The sequence below is a fragment of the Plantactinospora siamensis genome (assembly GCF_042434095.1).
Lineage (GTDB): Bacteria > Actinomycetota > Actinomycetes > Mycobacteriales > Micromonosporaceae > KBS50.
On record NZ_JBHLUE010000026.1, the window covers coordinates 553,728 to 577,943 of the forward strand.

20 protein-coding genes are annotated in these 24,216 nt (G+C 74.2%); 9 read left to right on the plus strand and 11 right to left on the minus strand.

Going from position 1 to position 24,216, the window contains the following annotated elements; all coding sequences use genetic code 11:
* Window positions 1–8: 8 nt before the first annotated feature.
* The 5 genes from ACFFHU_RS27830 to ACFFHU_RS27850 form a co-directional block, all read right to left on the minus strand.
* Window positions 9–719 carry a pentapeptide repeat-containing protein gene (locus tag ACFFHU_RS27830; RefSeq protein WP_377343320.1) on the minus strand — a complete coding sequence of 237 codons (711 nt, stop codon included), beginning with the start codon at window positions 717–719 and terminating at the stop codon, window positions 9–11.
* Between the two features lie 9 nt (window positions 720–728).
* Entirely contained in the window at window positions 729–1,544 is an 816-nt protein-coding gene (locus ACFFHU_RS27835) for an SAM-dependent methyltransferase (protein ID WP_377343321.1), read from the minus strand.
* 31 nt (window positions 1,545–1,575) lie between these two features.
* Entirely contained in the window at window positions 1,576–3,006 is a 1,431-nt protein-coding gene (locus tag ACFFHU_RS27840; RefSeq protein WP_377343322.1) for an MFS transporter, read from the minus strand.
* A gap of 68 nt (window positions 3,007–3,074) precedes the next feature.
* Window positions 3,075–3,752: a DUF4232 domain-containing protein gene (locus ACFFHU_RS27845; protein WP_377343323.1), complete on the minus strand. Its 678-nt coding sequence runs from the start codon at window positions 3,750–3,752 to the stop codon at window positions 3,075–3,077.
* A 171-nt stretch (window positions 3,753–3,923) separates the two neighbouring features.
* Window positions 3,924–4,346 (minus strand): alpha/beta hydrolase, encoded by a 423-nt coding sequence (locus ACFFHU_RS27850; RefSeq protein ID WP_377343326.1) that lies wholly within the window; start codon window positions 4,344–4,346, stop codon window positions 3,924–3,926.
* Window positions 4,347–4,555: 209 nt separating this feature from the next.
* Between ACFFHU_RS27850 and ACFFHU_RS27855 the strand changes: the two genes are divergently transcribed.
* From ACFFHU_RS27855 to ACFFHU_RS27875, 5 genes are all read left to right on the plus strand, one after another.
* Window positions 4,556–8,806: a SpoIIE family protein phosphatase gene (locus ACFFHU_RS27855; RefSeq protein ID WP_377343327.1), complete on the plus strand. Its 4,251-nt coding sequence runs from the start codon at window positions 4,556–4,558 to the stop codon at window positions 8,804–8,806.
* Entirely contained in the window at window positions 8,806–9,108 is a 303-nt protein-coding gene (locus tag ACFFHU_RS27860; RefSeq protein ID WP_377343328.1) for an STAS domain-containing protein, read from the plus strand. Before ACFFHU_RS27855 ends, ACFFHU_RS27860 begins: the two co-directional genes overlap by 1 nt.
* An 81-nt stretch (window positions 9,109–9,189) precedes the next feature.
* Entirely contained in the window at window positions 9,190–9,570 is a 381-nt protein-coding gene (locus ACFFHU_RS27865; RefSeq protein ID WP_377343329.1) for a hypothetical protein, read from the plus strand.
* Window positions 9,570–10,892, plus strand: coding sequence for a glutathionylspermidine synthase family protein (locus tag ACFFHU_RS27870; RefSeq protein WP_377343330.1), 1,323 nt, complete (start codon window positions 9,570–9,572; stop codon window positions 10,890–10,892). The genes ACFFHU_RS27865 and ACFFHU_RS27870 overlap by 1 nt, the downstream gene beginning before the upstream one ends.
* Before the next feature lie 4 nt (window positions 10,893–10,896).
* A complete protein-coding gene (locus ACFFHU_RS27875) occupies window positions 10,897–11,766 on the plus strand; it encodes a DUF350 domain-containing protein (protein WP_377343331.1) in 870 nt (289 codons plus the stop codon).
* A 114-nt stretch (window positions 11,767–11,880) separates the two neighbouring features.
* Here ACFFHU_RS27875 and ACFFHU_RS27880 read toward each other — a convergent pair whose 3' ends face one another.
* From ACFFHU_RS27880 to ACFFHU_RS27890, 3 genes are all read right to left on the minus strand, one after another.
* Complete coding sequence (locus ACFFHU_RS27880) at window positions 11,881–12,951, minus strand: alcohol dehydrogenase catalytic domain-containing protein (RefSeq protein ID WP_377343332.1); 1,071 nt, start codon at window positions 12,949–12,951, stop codon at window positions 11,881–11,883.
* Complete coding sequence (locus ACFFHU_RS27885) at window positions 12,948–14,366, minus strand: aldehyde dehydrogenase family protein (protein WP_377343333.1); 1,419 nt, start codon at window positions 14,364–14,366, stop codon at window positions 12,948–12,950. The genes ACFFHU_RS27880 and ACFFHU_RS27885 overlap by 4 nt, the downstream gene beginning before the upstream one ends.
* A gap of 69 nt (window positions 14,367–14,435) precedes the next feature.
* Complete coding sequence (locus ACFFHU_RS27890) at window positions 14,436–15,098, minus strand: TetR/AcrR family transcriptional regulator (RefSeq protein WP_377343335.1); 663 nt, start codon at window positions 15,096–15,098, stop codon at window positions 14,436–14,438.
* A 187-nt stretch (window positions 15,099–15,285) separates the two neighbouring features.
* On the opposite strand from ACFFHU_RS27890, the gene ACFFHU_RS27895 reads away from it, so the two are divergent.
* The 3 genes from ACFFHU_RS27895 to ACFFHU_RS27905 are packed head-to-tail and all read left to right on the plus strand — an operon-like array spanning window position 15,286 to window position 18,457.
* Entirely contained in the window at window positions 15,286–16,458 is a 1,173-nt protein-coding gene (locus ACFFHU_RS27895) for an acyl-CoA dehydrogenase family protein (RefSeq protein WP_377343337.1), read from the plus strand.
* Window positions 16,455–16,919, plus strand: a complete 465-nt coding sequence (locus tag ACFFHU_RS27900) for a MaoC family dehydratase (RefSeq protein ID WP_377343338.1) — start codon at window positions 16,455–16,457, stop codon at window positions 16,917–16,919. The genes ACFFHU_RS27895 and ACFFHU_RS27900 overlap by 4 nt, the downstream gene beginning before the upstream one ends.
* The gene (locus ACFFHU_RS27905) at window positions 16,916–18,457 is read left to right on the plus strand and encodes a long-chain-fatty-acid--CoA ligase (RefSeq protein ID WP_377343339.1); all 1,542 of its coding nucleotides are present in this window, start codon (window positions 16,916–16,918) and stop codon (window positions 18,455–18,457) included. Before ACFFHU_RS27900 ends, ACFFHU_RS27905 begins: the two co-directional genes overlap by 4 nt.
* Here ACFFHU_RS27905 and ACFFHU_RS27910 read toward each other — a convergent pair.
* Window positions 18,420–19,271: an endonuclease/exonuclease/phosphatase family protein gene (locus ACFFHU_RS27910; protein ID WP_377343340.1), complete on the minus strand. Its 852-nt coding sequence runs from the start codon at window positions 19,269–19,271 to the stop codon at window positions 18,420–18,422. The genes ACFFHU_RS27905 and ACFFHU_RS27910 overlap by 38 nt on opposite strands.
* A 201-nt stretch (window positions 19,272–19,472) precedes the next feature.
* Between ACFFHU_RS27910 and ACFFHU_RS27915 the strand changes: the two genes are divergently transcribed.
* The gene (locus ACFFHU_RS27915; RefSeq protein WP_377343341.1) at window positions 19,473–21,176 is read left to right on the plus strand and encodes a hypothetical protein; all 1,704 of its coding nucleotides are present in this window, start codon (window positions 19,473–19,475) and stop codon (window positions 21,174–21,176) included.
* Window positions 21,177–22,132: 956 nt separating this feature from the next.
* Here ACFFHU_RS27915 and ACFFHU_RS27920 read toward each other — a convergent pair.
* Together ACFFHU_RS27920 and ACFFHU_RS27925 are read right to left on the minus strand one after the other, a co-directional pair.
* The gene (locus ACFFHU_RS27920) at window positions 22,133–23,359 is read right to left on the minus strand and encodes an MFS transporter (RefSeq protein WP_377343342.1); all 1,227 of its coding nucleotides are present in this window, start codon (window positions 23,357–23,359) and stop codon (window positions 22,133–22,135) included.
* A gap of 231 nt (window positions 23,360–23,590) precedes the next feature.
* Entirely contained in the window at window positions 23,591–24,061 is a 471-nt protein-coding gene (locus ACFFHU_RS27925) for an aminoacyl-tRNA deacylase (RefSeq protein WP_377343343.1), read from the minus strand.
* Window positions 24,062–24,216: the final 155 nt, after the last annotated feature.

Consider the following 24,216-nt stretch of genomic DNA (forward strand, 5'->3'; position numbering starts at 1 on the left):
CGGCGGGATCAGTCGTCGTCGGCCGGGTTCTCGATGCGGATTCCCAGGGCCCCCGCGAGGGTGTGCGAGAGGGCCGCGAGATCCTGCGGCGCGACGGTCGCCCCGCGTAGGCTCGTCACCCCGCCGATGCCGGCGAGGGTGCAGTTGACGAACCGGGCGCCGGCCATGGTGGCCTGGGAGAACTGGGCGGCCGTCAGGTCGCAGCGGGTGAAGCTCGTCCCGCTCAGATCGGCGTTCTGGAAGTCCGCCCGGGTGAGGTTGCAGCCCTCGAAGACCACTCTGGCGCACCTGCTGAACCGGAACGACGACAGGTCGAGCCGGCACTCGACGAACGCGACGTCGCGCAGCGAGCCGTTGATCCAGTGCACTCCGGTCAGCCGCGACGTGCCCACCCGAACCCGGTTCAGGGCCGAGCGTTCGGCCCGGACGTTCGCCAGGTTGGCGTTCTCGAACAGGCAGTCGGTGAAGATCGCGCCGCCCAGCCGGACCCCGCTCAGGTCCGAGCCGGCGAACCGGCACTGCTCGAACGCCGCGCCGTCCGCCGTCCGCCCGGCCAGCTCGAGATCCCGGAAATCCAGCCGGTGGAAGTCGGCCTCCTCCGCCAGGGCGGGTCCCGCGGCCGGCGCCGGCGCCCAGGCGGAGGGCAGCCGCGGCGCCGCCGGGGGTCGTCGCCCGCTGCCGTCCCGACCACCGTGCCTACCCGACGAGCGCGCAGCCATCCACGGAACCTAGCCGACCGCCGCCCGAACGACCTCATCCAGGCGCCCCACCCCGCAGTACGTGGAGAAGCGCCGGGTGTCGTCGGCCGGATCGACCGGCCAGTCGGGCCGCCATTCCGGCAGCTGCACCAGACCCGGCTCGATCAGCACGAAGCCCGCGAAGAGCCGTTCGATCTCGGGCCGGCTGCGCAGGGTCATCTGCGCCGCCCGGGCGTACCCCCGGTTGTAGGTGTCCCGTAGGGCGAGCGCGTCAGGCCGCTCGTCCGAGGAGGCGTGCGAGAGCGCCAGATAGCCACCGGGCGCCATCCGGTCCCGGTACCGCCCGATCACCTCGGCGGGACTGGCGTCGGCGAGCTGGTGCAGGACGCCCACCAGCAGCACCGCCACCGGCCGGTCGAGGTCGATCAGGCCGCGCAGCGCCGGGTCGGCCAGCACCCGGTCCGGGTCGGTCAGATCGGCGTGCAGCACGACCGTCCGCGGATTGTCCGCGAGAATGGCCCGGCTCTGCGCCACCGCCACCGGGTCGATGTCCACATAGGCCACGACGGTGTCCGGGGCCGCCTGCTGGGCGATCTCGTGGACGTTGCCGACGGTCGGGATGCCGGAGCCGAGATCGACGAACTGCCGGATGCCCAGCTCGACGAGCGCCCGGACGGCGCGCCGCAGGAACGCCCGGTTGGCCCACATGATCTGGCCGATGTCGGGCATGGCCTGCTGCATCCGGGCGGCCAGGGCTCGGTCGGACGCGAAGTTGTGCGACCCGCCGAGAAAGTAGTCGTAGACCCGCGCCGGGCTCGGCGTGTCCAGGTCCGGGATGGGTTCCATCGTGCTCCCTGCCTGATCGTCGTGGGCGTGCTCATCGGGCCGCGCCGGCCGGTGCGCCGTCCGCCACCGGCCGGGCCGGCCGGCGCCGGTCCCCGACGGTACCGAGGTCGGCCGAGCGGGGGATGGGCCGGCGCACCAGCAGGGCCAGGCCGCCGGTCGCCAGGCAGGCGACGGCCAGGGCGTAGAGGTAGGGCTGGCCGAGGGCATGGCCCAGCGCGAGGCCGGCCAGGACCGGTGCGATGACCGGGCCGACCTGGTTGGAGAGGCTGAACACGGCGTTGTAGCGGCCGCGGAGGCGCTCCGGGGCGAGGTCGTTGACCAGGGCCGGCAGTGTTGGCGACAACATGGCCTCGCCCAGCGCGAACACGCCGAGCGAGGCGATCTGCAGCAGGTCGTGCCCGGGACCGGTCAGTCCGAGCGTGGTGGGCAGGACCAACACCACCCAGGCGGCCGCGAAGAGCCCGGCGGCCCCGGCCGCGCCGGCGAACCGGGACCGCCCGCGCGCCAGCCGGATGGCCGGCAACTGGGCCAGGAGCAGCACCGCGATGTTGACGCTGAACGCGAGGCCCACGACCCGGGTCGACCCGCTGCCGTCCCCGGTGACCCACGCCGCGAACGTGACGTTGGTCTGCGACAGCGCGAAGACCATCAGCAGGCTGTGCACCAGCAGGGCCGCCAGCAACGCCCGGTCGCGCAGCACCTCGCGGTAGCCCTCCCGGCGGTCGCCCGCCGGCGCCGGATCGCCGCGCTCCCGCCCGGCCGCCGCCGCGTGCTCCGGCCCGCCCGGCGCGGCATGCTCCCGCCCGGCCGGCGTCGCGCGGTCCTGCCCGGCCGGCGCCGGCGGCCCGGTCGAAAGGGACCGCAGGCGGATCAGCGCCACGGCGAAGAGCAGATACGACGCCGCGTCCACCAGCAGGATCGCCACGTACGGCCCCGGCCGGGCCGAGAAGGTCACGAATCCGGAGATCAGGGCGCCGGCCCCGAACGCCACGTTGGCGCTCATGTAGCGCAGCGCGAAGACCGACCCGCGCTCGGCCGGAGCCACCAACGAGGTGAGCAGCGTGGCGAAGCCGTTCCACATCAGGCCGCTGGCGCAGCCGTAGACCACCGCCGCGAGGACCGCGAGCGGAACGGTGGTGGCGAGGGCGTACAGCGCGATGCCGAGGCCGCCCGTGACGAGGCCGGCAACCAAGGCCCGCGACGAACCGACCCGGTCGACCAGCGGCCCGGTCAGCGGGGTGGTGACCAGACCGACGACCGCGGACAGCGCAAGGATGAGGCCCGCCGTGGGCAGGCCGAACCCGCGAACCTGGTGCAGGTAGACGATCAGGAACGGCAGGGTGAGACCGCTGCCCAGGCACGAGAGCGCGTTGATGCCCAGCGCCAGCCAGGCGCCGCGGCCCAGCCGGGGCAGCCAGGGCGATGGGCGCGCGGCCCGGCGGTCGGGGAGGGGACGGCTCATGGCGGGCACGCTAACCCGCCGGTCCGACATCGTCCGCCCGCACCCGTGCCGGTACGCGGGCGGCGGCGTCAGCGCTGGCCGGTGCCGTCCGTGCCCGGCACCACCGGATGGATATGCAGGCCATCGCACCCGCGGGCGCCGGTGTCCAGTCGGACCGAGTGGGTCTCGTCCGGGGGCGTGACCAGCAGCCCGGCGTACTGCGGGCAGTCGGTGGCGGTGCCGCGCGGGACATTGCTCCCCTCCAGCAGCGCGGCGGCGCTGGCGCCGGGCGCCAGCCGCACCAGCGGCGGGGTGGCGTTGCCGGCCAGCCCGCCGAGGTAGCCGGACGCCTCCCGGCGGGCCTGGGTGACCTGCCGGCCGGCGGCGTTCAGCCCGGCCACGCCCGGATATCCCTTCAGCTCGCAGGCCGTCCCACCGCTGTTCGTGAAGACCAGCGGCAGTCCCCAGTGGCCCGCGCCGGCGTCCGCCTGACCGATCGTGACCCGTAGCTGCCGGAGCGCGCACCGTGCCGCCGCTCCGCCGCCGGGACCGCTCGGCGCGTTCGACGGCTCCGTCGACGCCCCGGCCGTGCTGGGGATGCCGGTCGGAGCGGGGGAGCCGGTCGGGCCCGGTCCGCCGCTGTCCGCGCCCGCCGTGGTCGCGGCGCCGCTCGGGGTGGTCGGGGTAGCTCCGCCGCCGGACCCGCAGCCGGCCGCCGCGAGCAGAACCGCGATCATCAGCACGGCCACCGGCCGGAATCTCCGCATGTGGCTTCCCACTCCCGCCATCGACGCCGGTCGGTTGTCGCCGACCATCATGCGCGCACCGGCCGACCCTCGATCGACCGGGTCGGCCCGGACGGCGACGGCCGGTGGGCCCACCCCCGTGGGACCCACCGGCCGCGTCCGCGAGCCCCGGCCGCACCGGCCGGGACCGGATCAGAAGGGCTGCCGATCGGCCGTACAGGCGATGGCGTCCGCCGGGCGCCGCGCCGTCACCAGGTACGCGCTGACCGCGAGCCGCGCGCAGTCGCTCTGCCCGAGGCTCAGGTGCCCCCGCCCGTCGGTGACGGTGAGCAGGCCGCCGTCGATGAGCCGGGCGAATCGGGCCACGCCGGCGTAGTCGGCGACCGGGTCGTACCGCATCCCGACGACGAGCCCGCCGGGACGGGCGGCGCGCCGCCACGGCCCGAGGTACCGGTCCGGCGCGGGGCCCGGCCAGGCGGCGCACTGCCCGACGTACCAGGCGTAGTACGGGCCGAAGTGCGGCGCCACGGCCGCCCGGCGCCGCGCGGCCCGTTCGGTGGCCGCGGCGCCTCGATCGCGCGCTCGGAGGTGGTCAGGGCGGCGGGATCCGGCCACGCGCCCACGGGCCGCCGCTACCGGGTCGGCGCAGGCCAGCCGGCCACCGCGCCTCCCGGCCCGGGATTGGGCGGCCCCGGCTCTGGGTACGGGCGGTGACACGGGCGACCGACCGGGGTCGCCGCTGTGCTACGGAGCAGCTGGGCCGCCGTGGGTTCCACGCCCGTGATCCGGTCACCGGGTGGCCAGCTGGAGGGGGAAACCGCGCGATGGGCGACGTCGAGCATCGGCCGCCGGCCGAGGGTGAGGTGTTCACCCTGGGCGGCGAGGTTGGTCGCGACCTGGCCGTGCTGGACTGGGCGGCCAGCCCCCTCGGGCCGCCGGCCGGCTGGCCGCAGAGCCTCCGGACCGCGGTGAGCATCCTGCTGGCCTCGCGGTTCCCGATGTGGATGGCGTGGGGACCCGAGCTGACGTTCTTCTGCAATGCGGCGTACCGGCGCGACACGCTGGGCCGGAAGTATCCCTGGGCCCTGGGCCGTCCGGCCAGCGAGGTGTGGGCGGAGATCTGGGGTGACATCGGCCCGCGGATCGACACCGTGCTCACCACCGGGGAGGCCACCTGGGACGAGGCGCTGCTGCTGTTCCTCGAGCGCTCCGGCTACCCGGAGGAGACGTACCACACCTTCTCCTACAGCCCGTTGCGGGACGATGACGGGACGGCGGTGGGCATGCTCTGCGTCGTCAGTGAGGAGACCGAGCGGGTCATCGGGGAACGCCGGATGACCACGCTGCGGGATCTCGGTTCCGATCCGAGCGTGATCCGCACCGAGCAGGAGACCCTGGCCTTCTCCAGCCGGCAGCTCGCCGGCAACCGGCGCGACCTGCCGTTCACCCTCACCTACCTGTTCGACGAGGACGGGTCCGCCCGGCTTGCGGGCTCGACCGGTGTTCCCGCCGGGCACCCGGCCGCGCCCGGCGCGCTGCGGTTGGATGAGCCCGGCGGCGTCTGGCCGACCGCGGCGGTGGCCCGCGGCGAGTCGGAGGTGGTGCAGCTCGACGGCGACGCGTTCGCCGAACTGCCCAGCGGGGACTGGCCGGACCCGCCGACCCAGGCCATGCTGGTGCCGCTGCTGCGCCAGGGCGACGCGCCGCACGGCTTCGTGGTGGCCGCGCTGAACCGGTACCGGCCGCTGGACGAGGGCTACCGGGGCTTCCTCGAACTGGCCGCCACCCACGTGGCCGCCGGGCTCGCGAGCGCCCGCAGCTACCAGGCGCAGCAGCGGCGGGCCGAGGAGCTGGCCGAGCTGGACCGGGCCAAGACCACGTTCTTCTCCAACATCAGCCACGAGTTCCGCACCCCCCTCAGCCTGATCATGGGACCGCTCGCGGAGCTGCGCGGCCGGCTCGACGGCGCCGACGGGTGGATGCGGGACGAGCTGGAGGCCATGCACCGCAACGGGCTGCGGCTGGGCAAGCTCGTCAACACGCTGCTGGACTTCTCCCGGATCGAGGCGGGCCGGATGCAGGCCCGCTACGAGCCGGTGGACCTCTCGGCCACCACCGCCGAGCTGGCCAGCGTCTTCCGTTCGGCCATCGAACGGGCCGAGCTGGGCTTCGAGGTGGACTGCCCGCCGCTGCCCGAACCGGTCTACCTGGACCGGGGCATGTGGGAGAAGGTCGTTCTCAACCTGCTGAGCAACGCGCTCAAGTTCACCTTCGACGGCGGCGTCACGGTCACCGTGCGGGCCGACGGGCGGGACGCGGTGGTCACCATCGCCGACACCGGGATCGGCGTTCCCGAGGCGGAGATGCCGCGGCTGTTCGAGCGGTTCCACCGGATCGAGAACACCCAGTCACGCTCGAACGAGGGCAGCGGGATCGGCCTGGCCCTGGTCAAGGAGCTCGTCGGCCTGCACGGCGGCACCATCACGGCGCACAGCGGCGTGCAGGAGGGCACCTCGTTCACCATCCGGCTGCCGTTCGGCAGCGCCCACCTGCCGGCCGACGCCCTCGCCCCGGCCGCCGACACCGGCGCCGTCTCCGCCACGGCCGATCCGTTCCTGCAGGAGGCCCTGCGGTGGCTGCCCGACGGCGCGGACGGGTCCGAGGCCGGCGGCGCGGACGGGTCCGCGGCCGGCGGCGCGGGCGAGGTCGAGGCGGGCGACCCGGGCCGGGCCGGGACCGGCGCGACCGAGGCCGCCAGCGCCACCCGTACGGAGCTGGGCGATCCGGACGGCCCGTACCGGACCGGCGCCGGCGCGGCGGCGCGGATCCTGATCGCCGACGACAACGCGGACATGCGCGGTTACCTCACCCGGCTGCTGCGCTCGGCGGGCCACCGGGTGACCGCGGTGGTCGACGGCCAGGCCGCGCTGGAGGCGGCCCGGGCGGAGGGTCCGGAGCTGATCGTCAGCGACGTCATGATGCCGCGCATGGACGGGCTGCAGCTGGTGGCCGCGCTGCGCGCCGATCCCCGCACGATGAGCACGCCGGTCCTGCTGCTGTCCGCGCGTGCCGGTCAGGAGGCGGCGATCGAGGGACTCGACGCGGGCGCGGACGACTACCTGGTCAAGCCGTTCCTGGCCGGCGAACTGCTGGCCCGGGTGCGGGCGAACGTCGAGCTGGCCCGGCTGCGCAGCCATCACGCCCGCTGGCGGACCGCGCTGGTGGACTCGTTGCAGGAGGCGTTCTTCGTCTGCGACGAGGACGGCGCGGTCATCGAGATCAACCCGAAGTTCACCGACATCCTCGGCTACGGCCCCGAGGGGCTGCCCTATCCGGCCGTCCAGCCGTGGTGGCCGGCCAGCGAGGATGACCCCGAGGCCCACCAGCAGGTGGTCGACGCGTTCGCCCTGCTGCTCAACCAGCAGCACGGCGCGTACACCGTGCCGGTGACCCACCGCGACGGGCACCGGCTGTGGGTGGCGGCCGCGTTCAACCAGGTCGAGGACCCGGACACCGGCCGCCGCGTCATCGTCGGAACGCTGCGCGACGTCACCACCGAGCACTACGCCGTGCAGCGCGACACCGCGGTGGCCGCGCTCAGCCTCCGGCTGGCCCGGGCGGAGAGCGTCCAGGACCTCCTGCCGGGCGTCCTCGACGAGCTGCGGGAGCTGTGGCAGCCTGCCTACGTGCTGGCCGCCGTCTTCCGGGGATCGAAGGCGCCCGTGGTCACCGGCACCGACCCGGGGCTGCGCTGGGAGGGCCTGACCCAGGAGCGGCGGCGGATCCTCACCGCGCTGCGGGACGGTCCGCCGCTCACCCCGGCCACCGACCGTACGGCGGGCACGGGCATCGCGCTGGAACATCCGGACGGCACCATGGTGATCTGGATCGAGGGGGGCAGCACCCGGCCGTTCACCTCGGAGGACGAGACGCTGCTGGCGCTGCTGGCCGGGCACCTCGGGCAGGGCCTGCACCGCCTGCACCAGATCGACCAGCAGCGCGAGACCGCGCTGGCCCTGCAACGCGCCATCCTCGGCCCGGCGCAGCTGCCGCTGGGCTTCGCGGTGCGGTACGAGCCGGCCACCCGGCCGCTGAAGGTGGGCGGCGACTGGTATGACACGGTCGAGCTGCCGGACGGTCGGATCGGCATCGTGGTCGGCGACTGCGTCGGCCACGGCCTGCGCGCGGCCACCGTGATGGGCCAGCTGCGCAGCGCCTGCCGGGCGCTGCTGCTGCAGGACACCACGCCGGCCCAGACGCTGCTGGCGCTGGACCGGTTCGCCGCCGCGCTGCCGGGCGCGGCCTGCGCGACGGTGTTCTGCGGCGTGCTCGATCCGGCCACCCGGAAGCTGTGCTATTCCAGCGCCGGCCACCCACCCGCGATCGTGGCCCACCCCGACGGCAGCACCCTGCTGCTCGACCAGGGGCACTCGCGGCCGCTCGCGGTCAACCGGGGGGTGGACCGCCCGCAGGCGGAATGCTTCCTGCCGCCGCGGGCCACCCTCCTGCTCTACACCGACGGGCTGGTCGAGCGCCGCCGCCGGCCGTTGACGGACGGGGTGGCCGAGGTCGTCGCGGCCATCCAGGCCGGCCGGACCGCTCCCATCGAGGAGCTCGCGGGCGACGTGCTGGCCCGGCTCACCCCGCCGGGCGGCTACGACGACGACGTGGCGCTGCTGGTCTATCGCCATCCCGAGCCGCTGGAGTTCGAGTTCCCCGCCGAGGCGACCCGGCTGGCCAAGGTCCGCAGCGAGCTGCGCGGCTGGCTGGGCCGGTGCGGGCTGGACCCCGGCACGGTGCAGAACCTGCTGGTGGCCGCCGGCGAGGCGTGCGCCAACGCCATCGAACATGGCCACAGCAACAGTCCCGGTGGCCGGATCCGGCTGCGGGCCAGCGCCACCGCCGACGACGTCCACCTCACCATCATCGACAGCGGCCGCTGGAAGCCGCCGCGGCCCGAGGCCAACTCCCGGCGGGGTCGCGGTCTCCTGCTGATGCGGGCGATGATGCAACGGGTCACCATCACCACCGGCACCACCGGGACCACCGTCGACATGCAGGCAAGGATTTCCTGATGACCGCGCCGCTGACCCTCACCACCGGCAGCCGTTCCGACGGCGCCACCGTGCTGGCCGTTGTCGGTGAGATCGACATGAGCAACGTGGACACCTTCGCGGCGGCCCTGACCGACGCGGCCGCCCGGGCCGGAGAGGCCCAGTTCGTGGTGGACCTCACCCGGGCGGAATACATCGACAGCGCCGGCCTGGCCGCGCTGTTCGCGCACACCGACCGGCTGCGGATCGTGGCCACCCCGCTGCTGGCGCCGGTGCTGACCGTCTCCGGCCTGTCGGACCTCACCCAGGTGCTCCAGCGGTAACCCTCGTCCTCCTCGCGCGGCGCTGGCCGGCATGTGATACCAAGGTGCCCCGTACGGCTGTCATATCTTTCGGGGGAGCTGATGTCACCGCACCGGGACTCGACCCGGCCGCCCGCCTTTCTCGCCGCGGCGGTCTCGGCCTTCCTGGCCACCGGGCTCGCCGGCTGTGGCAGCGGCCGGTCGGACCGGTACGTCAACTGCATCGACCGCAACGGCCGGGTGGTCGACCCGGCGTTCTGCGAGGACCGCTCGTCCGCGTACTGGTACTACCTCGCCTCCCGGCGCTACGGCGTCGGGTCGAGCGTGCCCGGCGACTACACCCGGACCCGGATCAACCCGTCGGACCAGGCGGCGCGGGCGGCGGCCGGGATGCCGAAGACCGGCAACGTGGGCGGCACCAAGATCAGCAGCGGGGGATTCGGCAAGGGCAGCAGCAGCGGTCACCACGGGGGCGGCAGCTGATGCTCGAACGACACCCGTGCCCGGGCCGCACCCTGTGGGAAGAGGCCATCAAGCAGGACGGCGTCGTCTACGCCGACACCTCCGTGGCGGACGGCGGCACGATCTCCTACTGGGTGGAGAACGCCTACTATCAGGTGACCGAGCGGGACACCGAGGACCTCGCCGCGGCCTGTAACGAGCTGACCGCCATGCTGATCCAGGCCGGTGACCACATCATCGCCGAGAAGCTGTTCGACCGCCTCGGCATCCCGCCGTTCGCGGTGCCGGCCATCGTGCGCAGCTGGGCGGACGACGACCCGACCGGCTACCACCCCAGCGTGTACGGGCGGATGGACCTGCGCTGGGGCAACGACCCGGCCCTGCTGGCCCGGGACCCCACTCTCGCCCATCCCAAGCTGCTGGAATACAACGCCGACACCCCCACCTGCCTGCCGGAGTCGACCGGGGCCCAGTGGAACTGGCTGCTGCTCAACCCCACCGTGCGCGGCGACCAGTGGAACAACGCCTTCGAGGCGCTCGTCGCGGCCTGGCGCCGCAACCTCGAGCTGCTCGGAAAGCGGCGCAACCGGAAGGTGGAGACCGTCCACTTCGTCCATACGGCGGCCGAGGCGTCCGGCGAGGACCGGATGAACACCGCGCTGGTGGCCGCCGCGGCGGAGCAGGCCGGCTACCGGGTCAAGATGCAGTACATCGAGGACATCCGGCTGGAGACCCTCAACGAGTCGTACGCCATGCTGGACGCCGACACCCTCGCCCCGATGGGCAGCTTCCTGGACTCGGACGGCGAGCCGATGCGGGTGGTCTTCAAGCTCTACCCGTGGGAGTGGATGCTGGAGGAGCCGTTCGGCAAGACCGCCCTGTGGAGCCTGCAGCAGTCCGGCGGCACGGTGTGGGTGGAGCCGCCGTACAAGCTCATGTGGAGCAACAAGGGCATCCTGCCGGTGCTGTGGGAGCTGTTCCGCGACGATCCGGTGCGCAGCCGCTACCTGCTGCCGGCGTACTTCGAGGGCGACGAGCCGGCCGGCTTCCGCGACAACTGCGTACGCAAGCCGCTGTTCGGCCGCGAGGGCGGCAACGTCGCCGTGCTCCGCGACGGCGAGGTGGTCGTGCACAACGGCGGCGGGTACGGCGCCGAGGGGTACGTGCTGCAGGAGTTTGCCGAACTGCCCGTGTTCGAGGGCATCGGCGGCCCCTTCCACGCCCTGACCGGGGTGTGGATGATCGACAACGAGGCGGCCGGGCTCTGCTTCCGGGAGAGCAAGGGCCCGATCACCGACAACATGAGCTTCTTCGTCCCGCACGTGATCAAGGGCCTGGGGTAGAACGATGTCGATCAGCGACAACCTGCCGGACGCGACCTGGACCGACTACGGCGTGGCGGCCGGCAAGATCGTCATCTTCGGTGTGCTGGTGGCGGCGCTCTGGTCGGCGGTGAACCGGGTGACCCGGTTCGACGACCACGAGCAGTTGTTCGTCCGGCACAACCGGTCGTACCTCATCCAGCGGTGCGGCCTGCTGATCGGCCAGGGCGTGGCCATGTGGCCGCTGCTCGGCTCGACCGGCCGGCCGTGGCCCGAGCTGGCCTGGGTGGCCGGCGGCGGCCTGTGGGCGGCCGCGCTGCTCGGGCTGCTGTGGCCGGTGCTGAACCGGCTGGTCGGGCACGGCGACATGACCGACCCGGCGGACCCGGTCGAGCAGTCCACCAGCCTGGTCCGGGCCGGGTTCTTCGTGGCCAGCGGCGCGGTCATCGGGGCCGGCCTGAGCGGCAGCTCACCCTCGGTGGCGGTGGGCATCGCCGCCACCGTGGTGTTCACCCTCCTCGGCCTCGTGGTGCTGTACGCGGCGTACCGGCTCAACGGGGTGCTGCCGCAGTTCGACCGGTTGAGCCGGCACGTGGCCCGGGGCAACCTGGCCGCGGCGATCATCGCGGCGGGCTTCACCGTGGCGCTGGGCCTGGTGCTGCACAAGGCCATCGCCGGCGACTTCACCGGGTGGGGGAGCGGCCTGGCCGCCTTCGCCATGACGGCCGTGCTGGCCACCGCCGGCTTCTACCTGGTCAGCTGGCTGATGGACCGATTCATCATCACCAGCGCCACGCTGGCCGAGGTGGTCCGCACCGACCAGCGGCTCGCGGCCACGGCCACGGCCGCGCTGCTGGTCACGGTGGCCGCCGCGGTGGCCGCGCTGCCCGTCTGACCCGGCGTCCGTCGGGGGCGTCTGGTCGCCCCGCGTGCCGCGAGGCGGCGGCCCGGTCGCACGGCCCGGGCCCGGGCCCGGTCGCGGCCGGGGCGGGCCGGGCCGGGCCGAGGGTCAGGGTGTGACCACGGTACGGGCGCCCTCGCCGCGGGCCATCCGGGCGAACGCCTCCGCGGCGCCGTCCAGGTCGGTCCGATCGGTGATCAGCGGAGCGAGGTCGAGGCCGCCGTCCAACACGGACCGGGCCAGGTCGGGCAGGTGCCGCTCCGGGTCGGACGAACCGTAGACCGAGGAGCGCAGCGTGCGGGCCGAGTGGAAGATCTCCAGCGCGCTCAGACCGACGACGTCGTCCCGGGCGCCCATGCCCACCACGGTGACCCGGCCGCCCCGCCGGGTCGCCCGCCAGGCGGTGCGGATCGTCTCGCCGCGCCCGACGCACTCCACCGCGTGGTCGACCCCGCGGCCCCCGGTGCGGGCCCGGACGGCCCGGCTGAGGGCGTCGTCGGCCGGCAGGAACTCGGTAGCGCCCGCGGCGACGGCCAGCCCGGCCTTGGCGGCCGAGGAGTCCACCGCGAGCACCGGGTCGGCGCCGGCCGCGCGGGCCGCGGACACCACCGCCAGACCCACCCCGCCGAGGCCGATCACCAGCACCGACTCGCCCGCGGCCACCGCGGCGGTCCGGCGTACCGCCCCCACTCCGGTGAGCACCGCGCAGCCCAGCAGGGCCGCGTCGGCGAACGGCAGTTCGTCCGGGACCGGGATGACCGCCCGCGCCGGCACCACGACCTGCTCGGCCAGCGCGCCGAGGCCGAGCGTGACGTGCAGCTGCTCGCCCGCCGACGTGCGCCCCCGGGCCGCGGCCGGCGCCCCGGCACGCTCACACAGCCACGGCTCGCCGTGCCGGCAGAACCAGCAGTCGCGGCACGGCGGCGCCCAGTTCAGCACCACGTGCGTGCCCACCGGCAGCCCGACGCCGGCGCCGGCCTCCACCACGACGCCCGCCGCCTCGTGCCCGAGAACCAGCGGGTACGGCGGCGCCAGCGTGCCGTTCATCATCGACAGGTCGGAGTGGCAGACCCCGGCCGCCCGGATCGCCACCCGGACCTCCCCGGGGCCGGGGTCCGGCAGCTCGACGTCCTCGACCCGGGGTGTCCCGCCGACCTCCCTGGCTACCAGCGCCCTCATCGCTGGATGGCCTTGACCTGGCGAAACTCGTCCAGCCCGTGGCTGCCCAGCTCCCGGCCGAGCCCGGACTGCTTGTAGCCGCCGAACGGCGCGAGCGGGTTGAACGCTCCGCCGTTGATGTCCACCGCGCCGGTGCGGATGCCCCGCGCCACCCGCAGGGCCCGCTCCTCGTCGCCGGACCAGACCGCGCCGGCCAGCCCGTACCGCGAATTGTTCGCCACCGCGACGGCGTGCTCGTCGTCGGAGACCGGAAGCAGCGCGAGCACCGGCCCGAAGACCTCCTCCTGGGCCAGCGCGCTGTCCGGATCGACGTCGGCGATCACCGTGGGCGCCACGAAGAAGCCCCGGCCCGGCAACGGCGCGTCCGGGCCGCCGGCCACCAGCCGGCCCCCGTCGGCCAGCCCCTTCTCGACGTGGCCGCGCACCCGCTCCCGTTGCGCGGCCGAGACCAGCGGACCCAGCCGGGTGGCCGGGTCGAACGGATCACCCAGCCGGTACGTCCCGGCGGCCGCCGCGGCCAGTTCCACGGCCTCGGCGTAGCGGTCCCGGTGCACGAGCATCCGGGTCCAGGCCGTGCAGGTCTGCCCGGAGTTGAGGAACGCGTTGCCCACCCCGACCTTCACGGCGGTGGCCAGATCGGCGTCGTCGAGGATCACGTTGGCCGACTTGCCGCCCAGCTCCAGCGCCACCCGGGCGACGCGGTCGGCCGCGAGGTGCGCGATCCGCCGCCCGGTGGCGGTGGACCCGGTGAAGGACACCATGTCGACGTCCGGGTGCGCGGCCAGCGCCTCGCCCACCACCGGGCCGGCGCCGGGCACCAGGTTGATCACGCCCGCCGGCAGGCCGGCCTCGTGCACCGCGTCGAACAGCAGGTACGCGGTCAGCGGCGTCAGCTCGCTCGGCTTGAGCACCACGGTGCAGCCGGCCGCCAGCGCCGCGCCGACCTTGGCGACGACCTGGTGTAGCGGGTAGTTCCACGGGGTGATGGCCCCGACCACGCCGACCGGTTCGCGGACCACCAGCGAGTTGCCCACGGTCTCCTCGGCCGGCGGGCGCGCCGCCAGCTCGACATAGCCGCGCAGCACGGTGAGCGGCAGGCCGGCCTGGATCCGGGTGGCCACCTTCAACGGCGTACCCAGTTCGGTGGCCACGGTCCGGGCGATCTCGTCGGCGCGGGCGGTCAGGGCCGCGTGCAGCCGGTCGAGGTGGGCGGCCCGGTCGGCCGGCGCGGCGCTGGCCCAGCCGGGGAACGCGGCCCGGGCGGCCGCCACGGCCCGGTCCACGTCGGCCGGCGTGCCGGCCGGAACGCTCGCGAAGACCTCCTCGGTCGCCGGGTTCCGCACCGGCAGCGTCTCGCCGCCGGACGCCGCGACCCACCGGCCGTCGAGATAGATGTCCGTTCGCGTGCGGTCCATGGGCCCTCCCGTACGTCGCCGCAAACTAGCGGTGGAAGTTTTCCACCCTAGTACGTCGGCTCGCGCCGGTCATCGCGGAGCGGCTGTGCTGAGCGGGGGCAGCGGCCCGATGGTTCGCTCGTAGGTGCGGGCCAGGCCGTCGACGAGCAGGTCGAGGCCGAGCGCGAAGGCGCCCTCGTCGACCCGCTGCTGGTGCTCGGCCAGCCGGTGCGCCTGGGTGAGGTGCGGATACTGCTCGGCGTACAGGCCGGGGTCCTCGACGAAGCCGCGGGCGAACGATCCCAGCGCCGAGCCGGCGACGAAGTAGCGCACCAGCGCCCCGATGTGGGTGGCCCGGGCCGGTGGCCAGCCGGCGTCGACCAGGCCGCCGTACACGGCGTCGGCCATGGCCAGCGCCGCCGGCCGGCGGCCGGGACCGCGGGCCAGGTACGGCACGATGTTCGGGTGGGCGGCCAGCGCGGCCCGGTACGAGTGCCCCCAGCGCAGCAGCGACTCCCGCCAGTCCACCGTGCCGAAGTACGACACGTCCACCCGGGCGGTGATGCTGTCGGCGACGGCGTCCAGGATCTCGTCCTTGGTGGCGAAGTGGTTGTACAGCGACGGTCCGCGCACCCCGAGTTCGGCGGCCAGCCGGCGGGTGGAGAATCCCGCCAGCCCGTCCGAGTCGATCATGGCGGCGGCGGCGTCGATGATCCGCTGCCGGCTGAGCAGCGCCTGCCGCGGCCGGGGCATGGCTGTCCTCCCTCGCTCGGCGACCCACCGGGAACTCTGCCACAACGGGGTCTGGACGAATGAAAACTTGCACCGCTAGTTTAGGTCCAAGGCCAACGCCCCGGCGGGCCGACGCCCGGCGGGGCCGACGCCCCGACGCCCGGCGGGCCGACGCGGTCGAGAGCGGGCGAGAGGATCCGGAGGGACCATGGATTTCGCACTGTCCGACGAGGAACGAGCCGTCCGGGACACCGCGCGCGCCTTCATCACCCGCGAGGTGATGCCGCTGGAGGCCGAGGTGCTGCGCCGCGAACGCGCCCACCGCCCGAGCCTGGACCGCTCCGAGCTGCGCGAGTTGCAGGGCAAGGCCCGGGCCTTCGGCTTCTGGGGCCTGGCCACCCCGGAGAAGTACGGCGGGATGGACCTGCCGGCCGTCATGCAGTCGCTGATCTGGACCGAGCTGGGCCGCACGTTCGTGCCGTTCCGGTTCGGCGGCGAGGCGGACAACATCCTCTTCCACGCCACCGAGGAGCAGCAGCGGGAGTTCCTCATCCCCACCATCGAGGGCGAGCGGCTCTCCTGCTTCGCGATTACCGAGCCGGGCGCCGGGTCGGACGCGGCGAACATCCGGCTGCGGGCCCGGCGCGACGGCGACGACTGGGTGCTCGACGGCGAGAAGACCTTCATCACCGGCGGCAACGACGCCGACTTCGCCATCGTGGTGGCGGTGACCGACCCGGAGAAGGGCGCCCGCAACGGCGGCGCGACGGCCTTCCTGGTGGACCGGGCCATGGGCTGGCGGTCGGAGTTCATCCAGACCATGGGCGAGGGCGGGCCGGCCGCGCTGATCTTCGACGGCGTACGGGTGCCGCACCGGAACATCCTCGGCGAGGTCGGCCAGGGTTTCACGCTGGGCATGGAGTGGATCGGCAAGGGCCGGTACACGATCCCGTCGCACGCCCTCGGCATCGCCGAACGGGTGCTGCAGATGGCCATCGACCAGGCCAACACCCGGGAGACCTTCGGCGCGAAGATCGGGGCCAACCAGGCGATCCAGTGGATGATCGCCGACTCGGAGACCGAGCTGGAGGCCGCGCGCTGGCTGGTGCTCCGCTCGGCCTGGGCCGTCGACCAGGGCATGGACGCCCGGCACGCCTCCTCGATGGGCAAGCTCTACGGCGCCGGCATGGTCAACCGGGTGGTCGACCGGGCGCTGCAGATCCACGGCGGCATGGGCTACACCCGGGAGCTTCCCCTCGAACGCTGGTATCGCCAGGTCCGGCTGTACCGGATCTTCGAGGGCACCGACGAGATGCAGCGCCTCATCATCTCCCGCGACCTGCTGCGCGGATACACCCGGATCGGAGGGCACCTGGCATGAGAGAGTTCGCCGGCATCGAGGCGCTGGCCGCGGCCGTGGGGGAGACCCTCGGCCCCGGGCCGTGGGAACGGATCGACCAGCGCCGCGTCGACCTCTTCGCCGACGCCACCGACGACCACCAGTGGATCCACGTGGATCCGGTACGGGCCGCCGCCGGTCCGTTCGGCGGCACCATCGCGCACGGCTACCTGACCCTGTCGCTGCTGCCGGTGCTGGTCGGGCGGCTCTTCCGGGTGGACGGGGTGGCCATGGGGATCAACTACGGCCTCAACCGGGTCCGCTTCCCGGCGCCGCTGCCGGTCGGCCGGGCGGTCCGGGCCACCGCCCTGATCGCCGAGGTGACGGCCGTCGAGGGGGGCGTGCAGGTAGTCACCACGGTGACCGTGCAGAGCGACGCCGGCGGCAAACCGGTCTGCGTGGCCGAGTCGGTCAGCCGGCTCTACCCCGGGGCCGCGCGGTGACCGCCCTGTCCCTGGCCATGATCCTGGCCGAGTCGGCCCGCCGGCACCCGGACACCGTGGCCGTGGTCGACGGCGGGACCCGGGTGACGTACGCCGAACTGTGGCGGCAGGCCCGCGGCGTGGCGGCCGGGCTGCGGGAGCTGGGCGTGCGTCCGGGCGACCCGGTGGCCCTGCTCGCGCCCAACGTGGTCGACTTCCCCCGGGTCTACTACGGCGCCGCGGCGGCCGGCGCGGTGCTGGTGCCGGTGCACCTGCTGATGACCGGCGACGAGGCCGGGTACGTGCTGGCCGACAGCGGCGCGCGGCTGCTCGTCTGCCACACCTCGCAGCTGGAGATGGGCGCCCGGGCGGCGCGCCGGGCCGGCATCCCGCTGGTGACCGTCGGCCCGGCGGTCGCCGGGACCGACGCGCGCCGGCTGGAGGACGTCACCGGACCGCTGACGCCGCTCCCGTCGTACGTGACCCGGCAGGCCGAGGACACGGCCGTGGTGCTGTACACCAGCGGCACCACCGGGGTGCCCAAGGGCGCCCTGCTCACCCACCTGAACCTGGTGATGAACGCGACCGTCAACGTGTTCGACGCCAACGACGCCCGATCCTCCGACGTGGTCCTCGGCTGCCTCCCGCTGTTCCACAGCTTCGGGCAGACCGTGGCCATGAACGGCACCTTCCGGGTCGGCGCGACCCTGGTGCTGCTGGCCCGCTTCACCGGCGAGGCAGCGCTGGACCTCATGGTCGCGGAACGGGTGAACGTCTTCCACGGGGTGCCCACCATGTACGTGGCGCTGCTGGAGGCCGCCCGCGACCGGGACGCGCTGCCCCGGCTGCGGCTGTGCATCTCCGGCGGCGCGTCGCTGCCGCTGGCCGTGCTGGAACGCTTCAACGCGGCCTTCGACACGGCCATCTTCGAGGGGTACGGGCTGTCCGAGACCTCGCCCACGGCCACCACCAACCAGCCGCACTTCGGCACCCGGGCCGGGACCATCGGCCATCCGGTGTGGGGGGTCGAGGTGGAGATCGCCCGCGCCGAACTCGACGACCGGATCGAGTTGCTGCCGGCGGGCGAGTTCGGCGAGATCGTCATCCGCGGTCACAACGTCTTCGCCGGCTACCTGGGCCGGCCGGAGGCGACCGCCGAGGCGCTGGTGGACGGCTGGTTCCGCAGCGGCGACCTCGGGCGCAAGGACGCGGACGGCTTCATCACGGTCGTCGACCGCAAGAAGGACATGATCATCCGCGGCGGCTTCAACGTCTACCCGCGCGAGGTGGAGGAGGCGCTGGCCCGGCACCCGGCGGTCGGCCAGGTCGCCGTGATCGGCGTGCCCGATCCGGTGCACGGCGAGGAGATCTGCGCCGTGGTGGTGCCGGACCCGGCCGGATCCGGTACGCCCAGCGAGCAGGAGCTGATCGACTGGTCCCGCGAGCACCTGGGCCGGCACAAGTACCCGCGCCAGGTCCGCTACGTCGACGCGCTGCCGCTCGGGCCCAGTCACAAGGTCCTCAAGCGGGAACTGCGGCGGACCCTGGGTGGGTCGTGAGGGTGGCGAGCAGCGCCGGATGGTCCGTCGTGCCGTGCAGGCTCACCGGCCGGCTGGACCGGATGGAGATCTCCGGCCCCGCGACGATCTGCTGCACGGCGCCGTCGTCGACCCGCGACCAGCCGGAGGGTACGCAGTCCCGCACGTCGGGGGCGCCGCCGAGCCGGAGGTTGAGGTCGCCGCTCAGCACGGTGGGTGCGTACCCGGTGGCGTCGTCGATCGCCGGGAGAACCGTGCCGAGCAGGTGCCGGCACTGGGCAAGCGCCACCGGGCCGCTGCCGGCCACCAGGTGCGTGGTGCAGGCGCGCACCACCCCGGGGACGGTGATGCAGAGCCACGACCGCTCCTCCGGGTCGATGGCGTCCTGCGCCGGGTAGATCCCGCTCCGCACGGTGTGCCGCGGGTGCCGGCCGGGGAGGTGGAGCAGCAGCCCCACGCCGAACGGCTGCCCGTTGGCGCACCGGGTCACGTCCCCGCTGGGGCGGTCACCGGCCGCCTGGAACGCGGCTACCACGGTGCCGCCACCGTGCACGTCGGCCAGCACGGCTCGCAGCGTGGCGGTGTCGTCGCGGCAGATCTCGTTGAGGGTCACCAGGTCGGGCCGCCCCGAACGGATCGTCGCGGCCGCCTCGGTGACCGATCGTCCCGTGTAGCAGCCGGCTCGACCGCTGTTGCAGAGGTTCATCTGCAGCGCCCGCAGCGTGGTCGAGCCGTCCCCGGCGGCCACCGACGGCCCGGGCAGCAGCGCGATCGCGGCCACCAGGAACACCACCGCCAGGGCTCGGCGGAAGGTCCGGAAGGAACGGTCAGCCATGCACCCGCCCGGGGAGAACGTGGCGCCGACGCTCGGCGCCGGGATGCGGATGATCCTACCGCCGGGTCGGCTGGGACCCGGCCAGCCAACGACGACGCGGATCGATCGCCACAGTGGACCGATCATCACGACTTAGATATCCTTCGATTAATTGGACTCCCGACCGCGTCCGGGACGCGGCCGGTCGGCCGAAGGAGCGGGATGTCGCGGCGGTCACGGTTGTCCCTTGCGGTGCTGGGCGCGCTCGCGCTGGTCCTACCGGTCGGCGCGGCAACCGCACCCGCCGGCGCCGCCGACCGTCGGGGGGCGGCGCCCGCCGCCTGGGACGGCGCCGGACTCCGGCCGGCAGACTGGACGGTGTACGGCTTCAGCCAGTCGGCCGTCGGCCCGGCCGAGGAGGACCCGCAGGTCTACCGGCTCGCGCCGGACGTGAACATCCGGGCCTTTCAGCAGTGGTCGACCGCCGGCGACGAGGCGTCCGACTACAACTTCGGCCACCTCGCCCGCTACCACGGCGTGGGTGCCGCGCTCATCGGCGGCGGCACCGCCAGCGTGATCTTCCGGGAGCAGTTCCCCAGCGAGGCGGACTTCGCCGACATGTCCACCCGGGACGCCGACAACCTGCCGTTGCCGCACGACGAGATCGTGCCGAACGCGCGCCGGGGCAACCTGTTCAACCCCAGGTTCCGCCGATACCTGATCGACTGGGCCAGGATCCAGATCGACGGCGGGGTGGACGGGCTGTTCCTGGACGAGGTGCTCGGCGGGTTCAGCGGCGGCCAGCTGCACGGCTACAACGGTGACGAGGGCTTCGACGACTACACGATCGCCGACTTCAACCGGTACCTGCTGGCCACGTACCCCGGCTTCACGGTCGACGACTGGAAGTCGCGGTTCGGGATGACGGACGACAACGTCGTCCGGCCCGACGTACCGGCCGACGATCTCACGCACAACTTCAACTACCGGACCTACCTGCGGGACCACGGGTGGACCGGTAACCCGCTGACCTCGGCCAACCCGCTGAGCGGCGTCTGGGGGAGGGTCACCAGCAACCGGATGTACGCCGACGACGCGTCGTTCACGGCCACGTACCTGCGCCGCTACTGGAAGGAGATCGTCGACACGCTGCGGGCGTACGCGAACGACACCTACCACCGTCCCATCCTGATCACGGCCAACGGGCTGTTCCCGTACGTCGACCTCAACAGCGTCGGCATGTACCCGTGGAACCCCGACGAGCAGACCCCCGACGGCAGGGGCGCCGACTACGTGCCCGTGGTCGGCGGCCACCTCAACGGCGCCAAGTCGCTGCAGGCCAACTACCGGTACCTGAAGGATCTGGGTGACCGGATCTCCGGCGACGTCCCGACCACGGTGTTCATCGACTGGCCCACCGACATGATGAGCGCGTACCTCAACCTGCCGGCGTCCGAGCGCCAGGACTACTGGCGGATCTTCGGCGCCGAGGCGTACGCCAACGGCCTCTTCCCGGCCTTCTTCCTCAAGGACACGGTCGGCGACCCGACCGCGGACCAGCTCGGCCTGCTGGGCTTCCTCCAGACGTACGCGCAGTTCTACCGGAGCCACGCGGCGCTGTTCCGGGACAACGGCGCGGCGACCGGTCGGGTCACCGCCGGGGCGGCCAACGTCTCGGCCAGCCTGCTGGCGCGGCGCGACACCGGGGCGCGGACGCTGCACCTGGTGAACCACAACTACAACCAGCGGATCATCCCGCAGCGCCGGTTCACCGTGACCGCGGACGTCGGCGCCTGCCCGGCCGCCGTCACCGTGGTCTCGCCGGACTTCACCGGCACCCGGAAGCCGGTCTGGTCGTGCCGGCAGGGCACCCTCACCGTGACCGTGGACCGGCTCGACTACTACGACGTCCTCGCGCTCGGCTGACCTCCGCATAGCACGGTGCCGTGCGGCTCGCGCGGTGTCCGGCCGGCTGGCGCGGTGTCGGGCCGGCTGGCGCGGTGTCGGGCCGGCTGGCGCGGTGTCGGGCCGGCTGGCGCGGTGTCGGGCCGGCTGGCGCGGTGTCGTGTCGGCTCGCGCGGGCACCATGCCGGCTCACGCGGCGGGTCGGCTCGGGCGGTGTCGTGGCGGCCCGTGCGGGCGTCATGTCGGCTCACGCGGCGCGTCGGCTCGGGCGTGTGTCGTGGCGGCCCGTGCGGGCGTCATGTCGGCCCGTGCGGTGTTGGGTCGGCTCGGCCGAAGCCCGCCGCAAAATGGTCCGTCTCGGATGTTGGAAGGCGGGGTCGGCCCTCTCCCGGGGGTGAGCCAGCGTCCCGGCCCCGTCGTGCAGCCCCGTCCTCGGAAGGAAAGCCCAGCTCTCCGCATTGCGGAACCGGGAGGTGCGGCCGTGTGCACCCGGGCCGCCGGGTTCCGGCAAACCTTTCGACCGCCCTTTGCTCTGCTGCCCCGCACGCACCGGTCGTTGTCCGATTATCGGACGTTGCCTGGGGCGTGGGAGGCAGCAGAGCAAAGGGCCGGCCGCAAGTACCCGGTGGGGCGCGCCATCGGGCTTCGCGAGCCGGTCCGCGGCGGTGCTCACCGCCGCTCAGCTGCGCGTTTCCCGGACCGGGAGATGGTTGCGGTCCCTGCCCGGCCGCCGTGGCGGGGCCGCATCGGCGTCCGAATGCTGGGCTGGTCCTTCGAAGTGGACGCGCACCTGGTGCTGACCTTCACCGGCCGGGCGGTGGGCGGCCGGGCCGGCCGGTGGGGCCGGGCGGCGAGGCGGCGAGGCGGCGGGGGCCGGGCGGCGAGGCGGCGGGGCGGCGGGGCCGGGCGGTGGGGCGGTGGGGCCGGGCGGCGGGGCCGGGCGGTGGGCGGCCCGGCGGCCGGGCCGGCCGGGCCGGTCACCCGCCGGGCGCGGGGCGGCGGGTGACCGGGACCAGCGCCAGCGCGGCCAGCAGCAGCACCGGCACGATCAGCAGCGCCCGCAACGTGCCGAACCGGTCGCCGAGCAGCCCGACCAGCGGCGGGCCGCCCAGAAACGCGGTGTAACCGATCATCGCCACCACGCTGACCCGGGCCGGCGCCCGGTCCTCCTGGTCGGCCGCCGCGCTCATCCCGACCGGGAAGCCGAGCGACGCGCCCAGGCCCCATGCCGCCACCCCGATCAGCGCCACCGGGCCGGGGCCGGCGAGCACGGCGATCAGCACCCCGGCCCCGGCCAGCCCGATGGTGGCGGCCAGCACCGGCACCCGACCCCAGCGGTCCAGCGCCACGGTGCCGGCGAGCCGGCCCACGGTCATGGCACCGACAAACAGCCCGAAGACGGCCGAGCCGGCCGCCTCGGTGAACCCGTGCCCGTCGACGAAGGCCACCCCGACCCAGTCGTTCGCGGTGCCCTCGGTGAACGCCATCACCAGCACGAACAGGCCGACCAGCAGGGTCCGCGGCTCGCGCCAGGCGGCCAGCACGCCGCTGCCCCGGCCCGCCTCGGTCGCGTCCCGGTCGCCGGCCGCCCCGTCCGCCGGGGTCGGCAGGAAGCGCCGGGCGCCGGCCACCGTGCCGGCGAGCACCAGCACGGCGACGACCGCCAGGTGTACGGCGATCGGCACCCCCGTGTGCGTACCGAGCGCGCCGAGCAGGCCGCCGGCCACCGTACCCAGGCTCCAGGCGGCGTGGAACCGCGGCATGACCGTGCGCGCGAGCCGGCGCTCGACGGCGGCCGCCTCCACGTTCATGGCCACGTCGCAGCTGCCCGAGCCGTAGCCGAGGGCGGCCAGCCCGACCGCCGTCACCGGGATCGACGTCCACGCGCCGATGCCCAGGCCCGCCACGGCGAGCCCGGCCGCCACCAGGGCCGTCGCCCCGACCACCACCCGGGCCGGGCCGAAGCGGTGCACCACGGCGCCCGCGGTGGACATGGCCAGCACCGCGCCGGCCGACATGGCCAGCAGCACCAGGCCGAGCCGACCGGCGCTGATCGCCAGCTCGTCCCGGGCCGTCGGAATCCGGGCGAACCAGCTGGCCACGGCCAGCCCGTTGAGCCCGAAGACCACCGCCACCCCGGTCCGGGCGCTGAGCACCCGCCGCAGGTCAAAGTCGACGGCCGTGCGGGTCAGGGACCGCTGCACCGGTTCGCTCCTTTCGATCGGCTCCGCCGCCCGGCCTCGCCGCGCGATGAAAGATCGACCGTACGCCTCCACGGCGACGGCCGTTGGGAGCGCTCTCGGGGTTCGGTGGTCGGGCCGCCAGAACGGGTGGTCGGGCCGTCCGGCCGACGGTCCGGCCGTCGGGACGGTGGCCCGGCCGTCGGGACGGTGGTCCGGCCCGTCGGGACGATGGTCCGGCCATCGGGACGGGGGTCAGGCCGAGGGCTCCGGATCGGTCACGTCGGCCAGGGTGGCCGCCAGCGCCGGCAGGGCCGCGTCCGCGTCGACCGCCACGGCCGTGCCGTGCCGACCGGCGCCGAGGGTGATCGTGCGGCCCCGCAGCCGCTCGTCGGCGATGACCGGCCACGGGGTCGTGGAGCCGAACGGGGTGATCGTGCCCCGCTCGTATCCGGTGGCCGCCCGGGCCGTCGCCGCGTCCGGCATCGACAGCCGGCTCACCCCGAGCAGCGCCCGCAGCTTGGGCCAGGAGATGACCCGGTCCCCGGGAACGAGCACGAACAGGTGGTCGTCCTCGCCCCGGCGTACGACCAGGGTTTTCACCACGTCCGGGACGGCCACGCCGCGCGCGGCCGCGGCCTCGCCCAGGCTGCGCACCGGGCCGTGCTCGATGACCCGGTAGGGGATGCCGGCGGCGGCGAGCGCGTCGAGCGCCGGAGTTGACATGCCTCCGAACCTAGCGCGCCGACCACCGGCGCCGGGCCGGGAGACCGTACCGGGCGGGGCGGCGGCCGGCGGCGGTCCGCATTGTTTGGTGAAATTTCCACGACCAGCGGTGGCGCGCGGCCGGGTCTTCCGGTCGGTGCCGAAATCGATCTGAA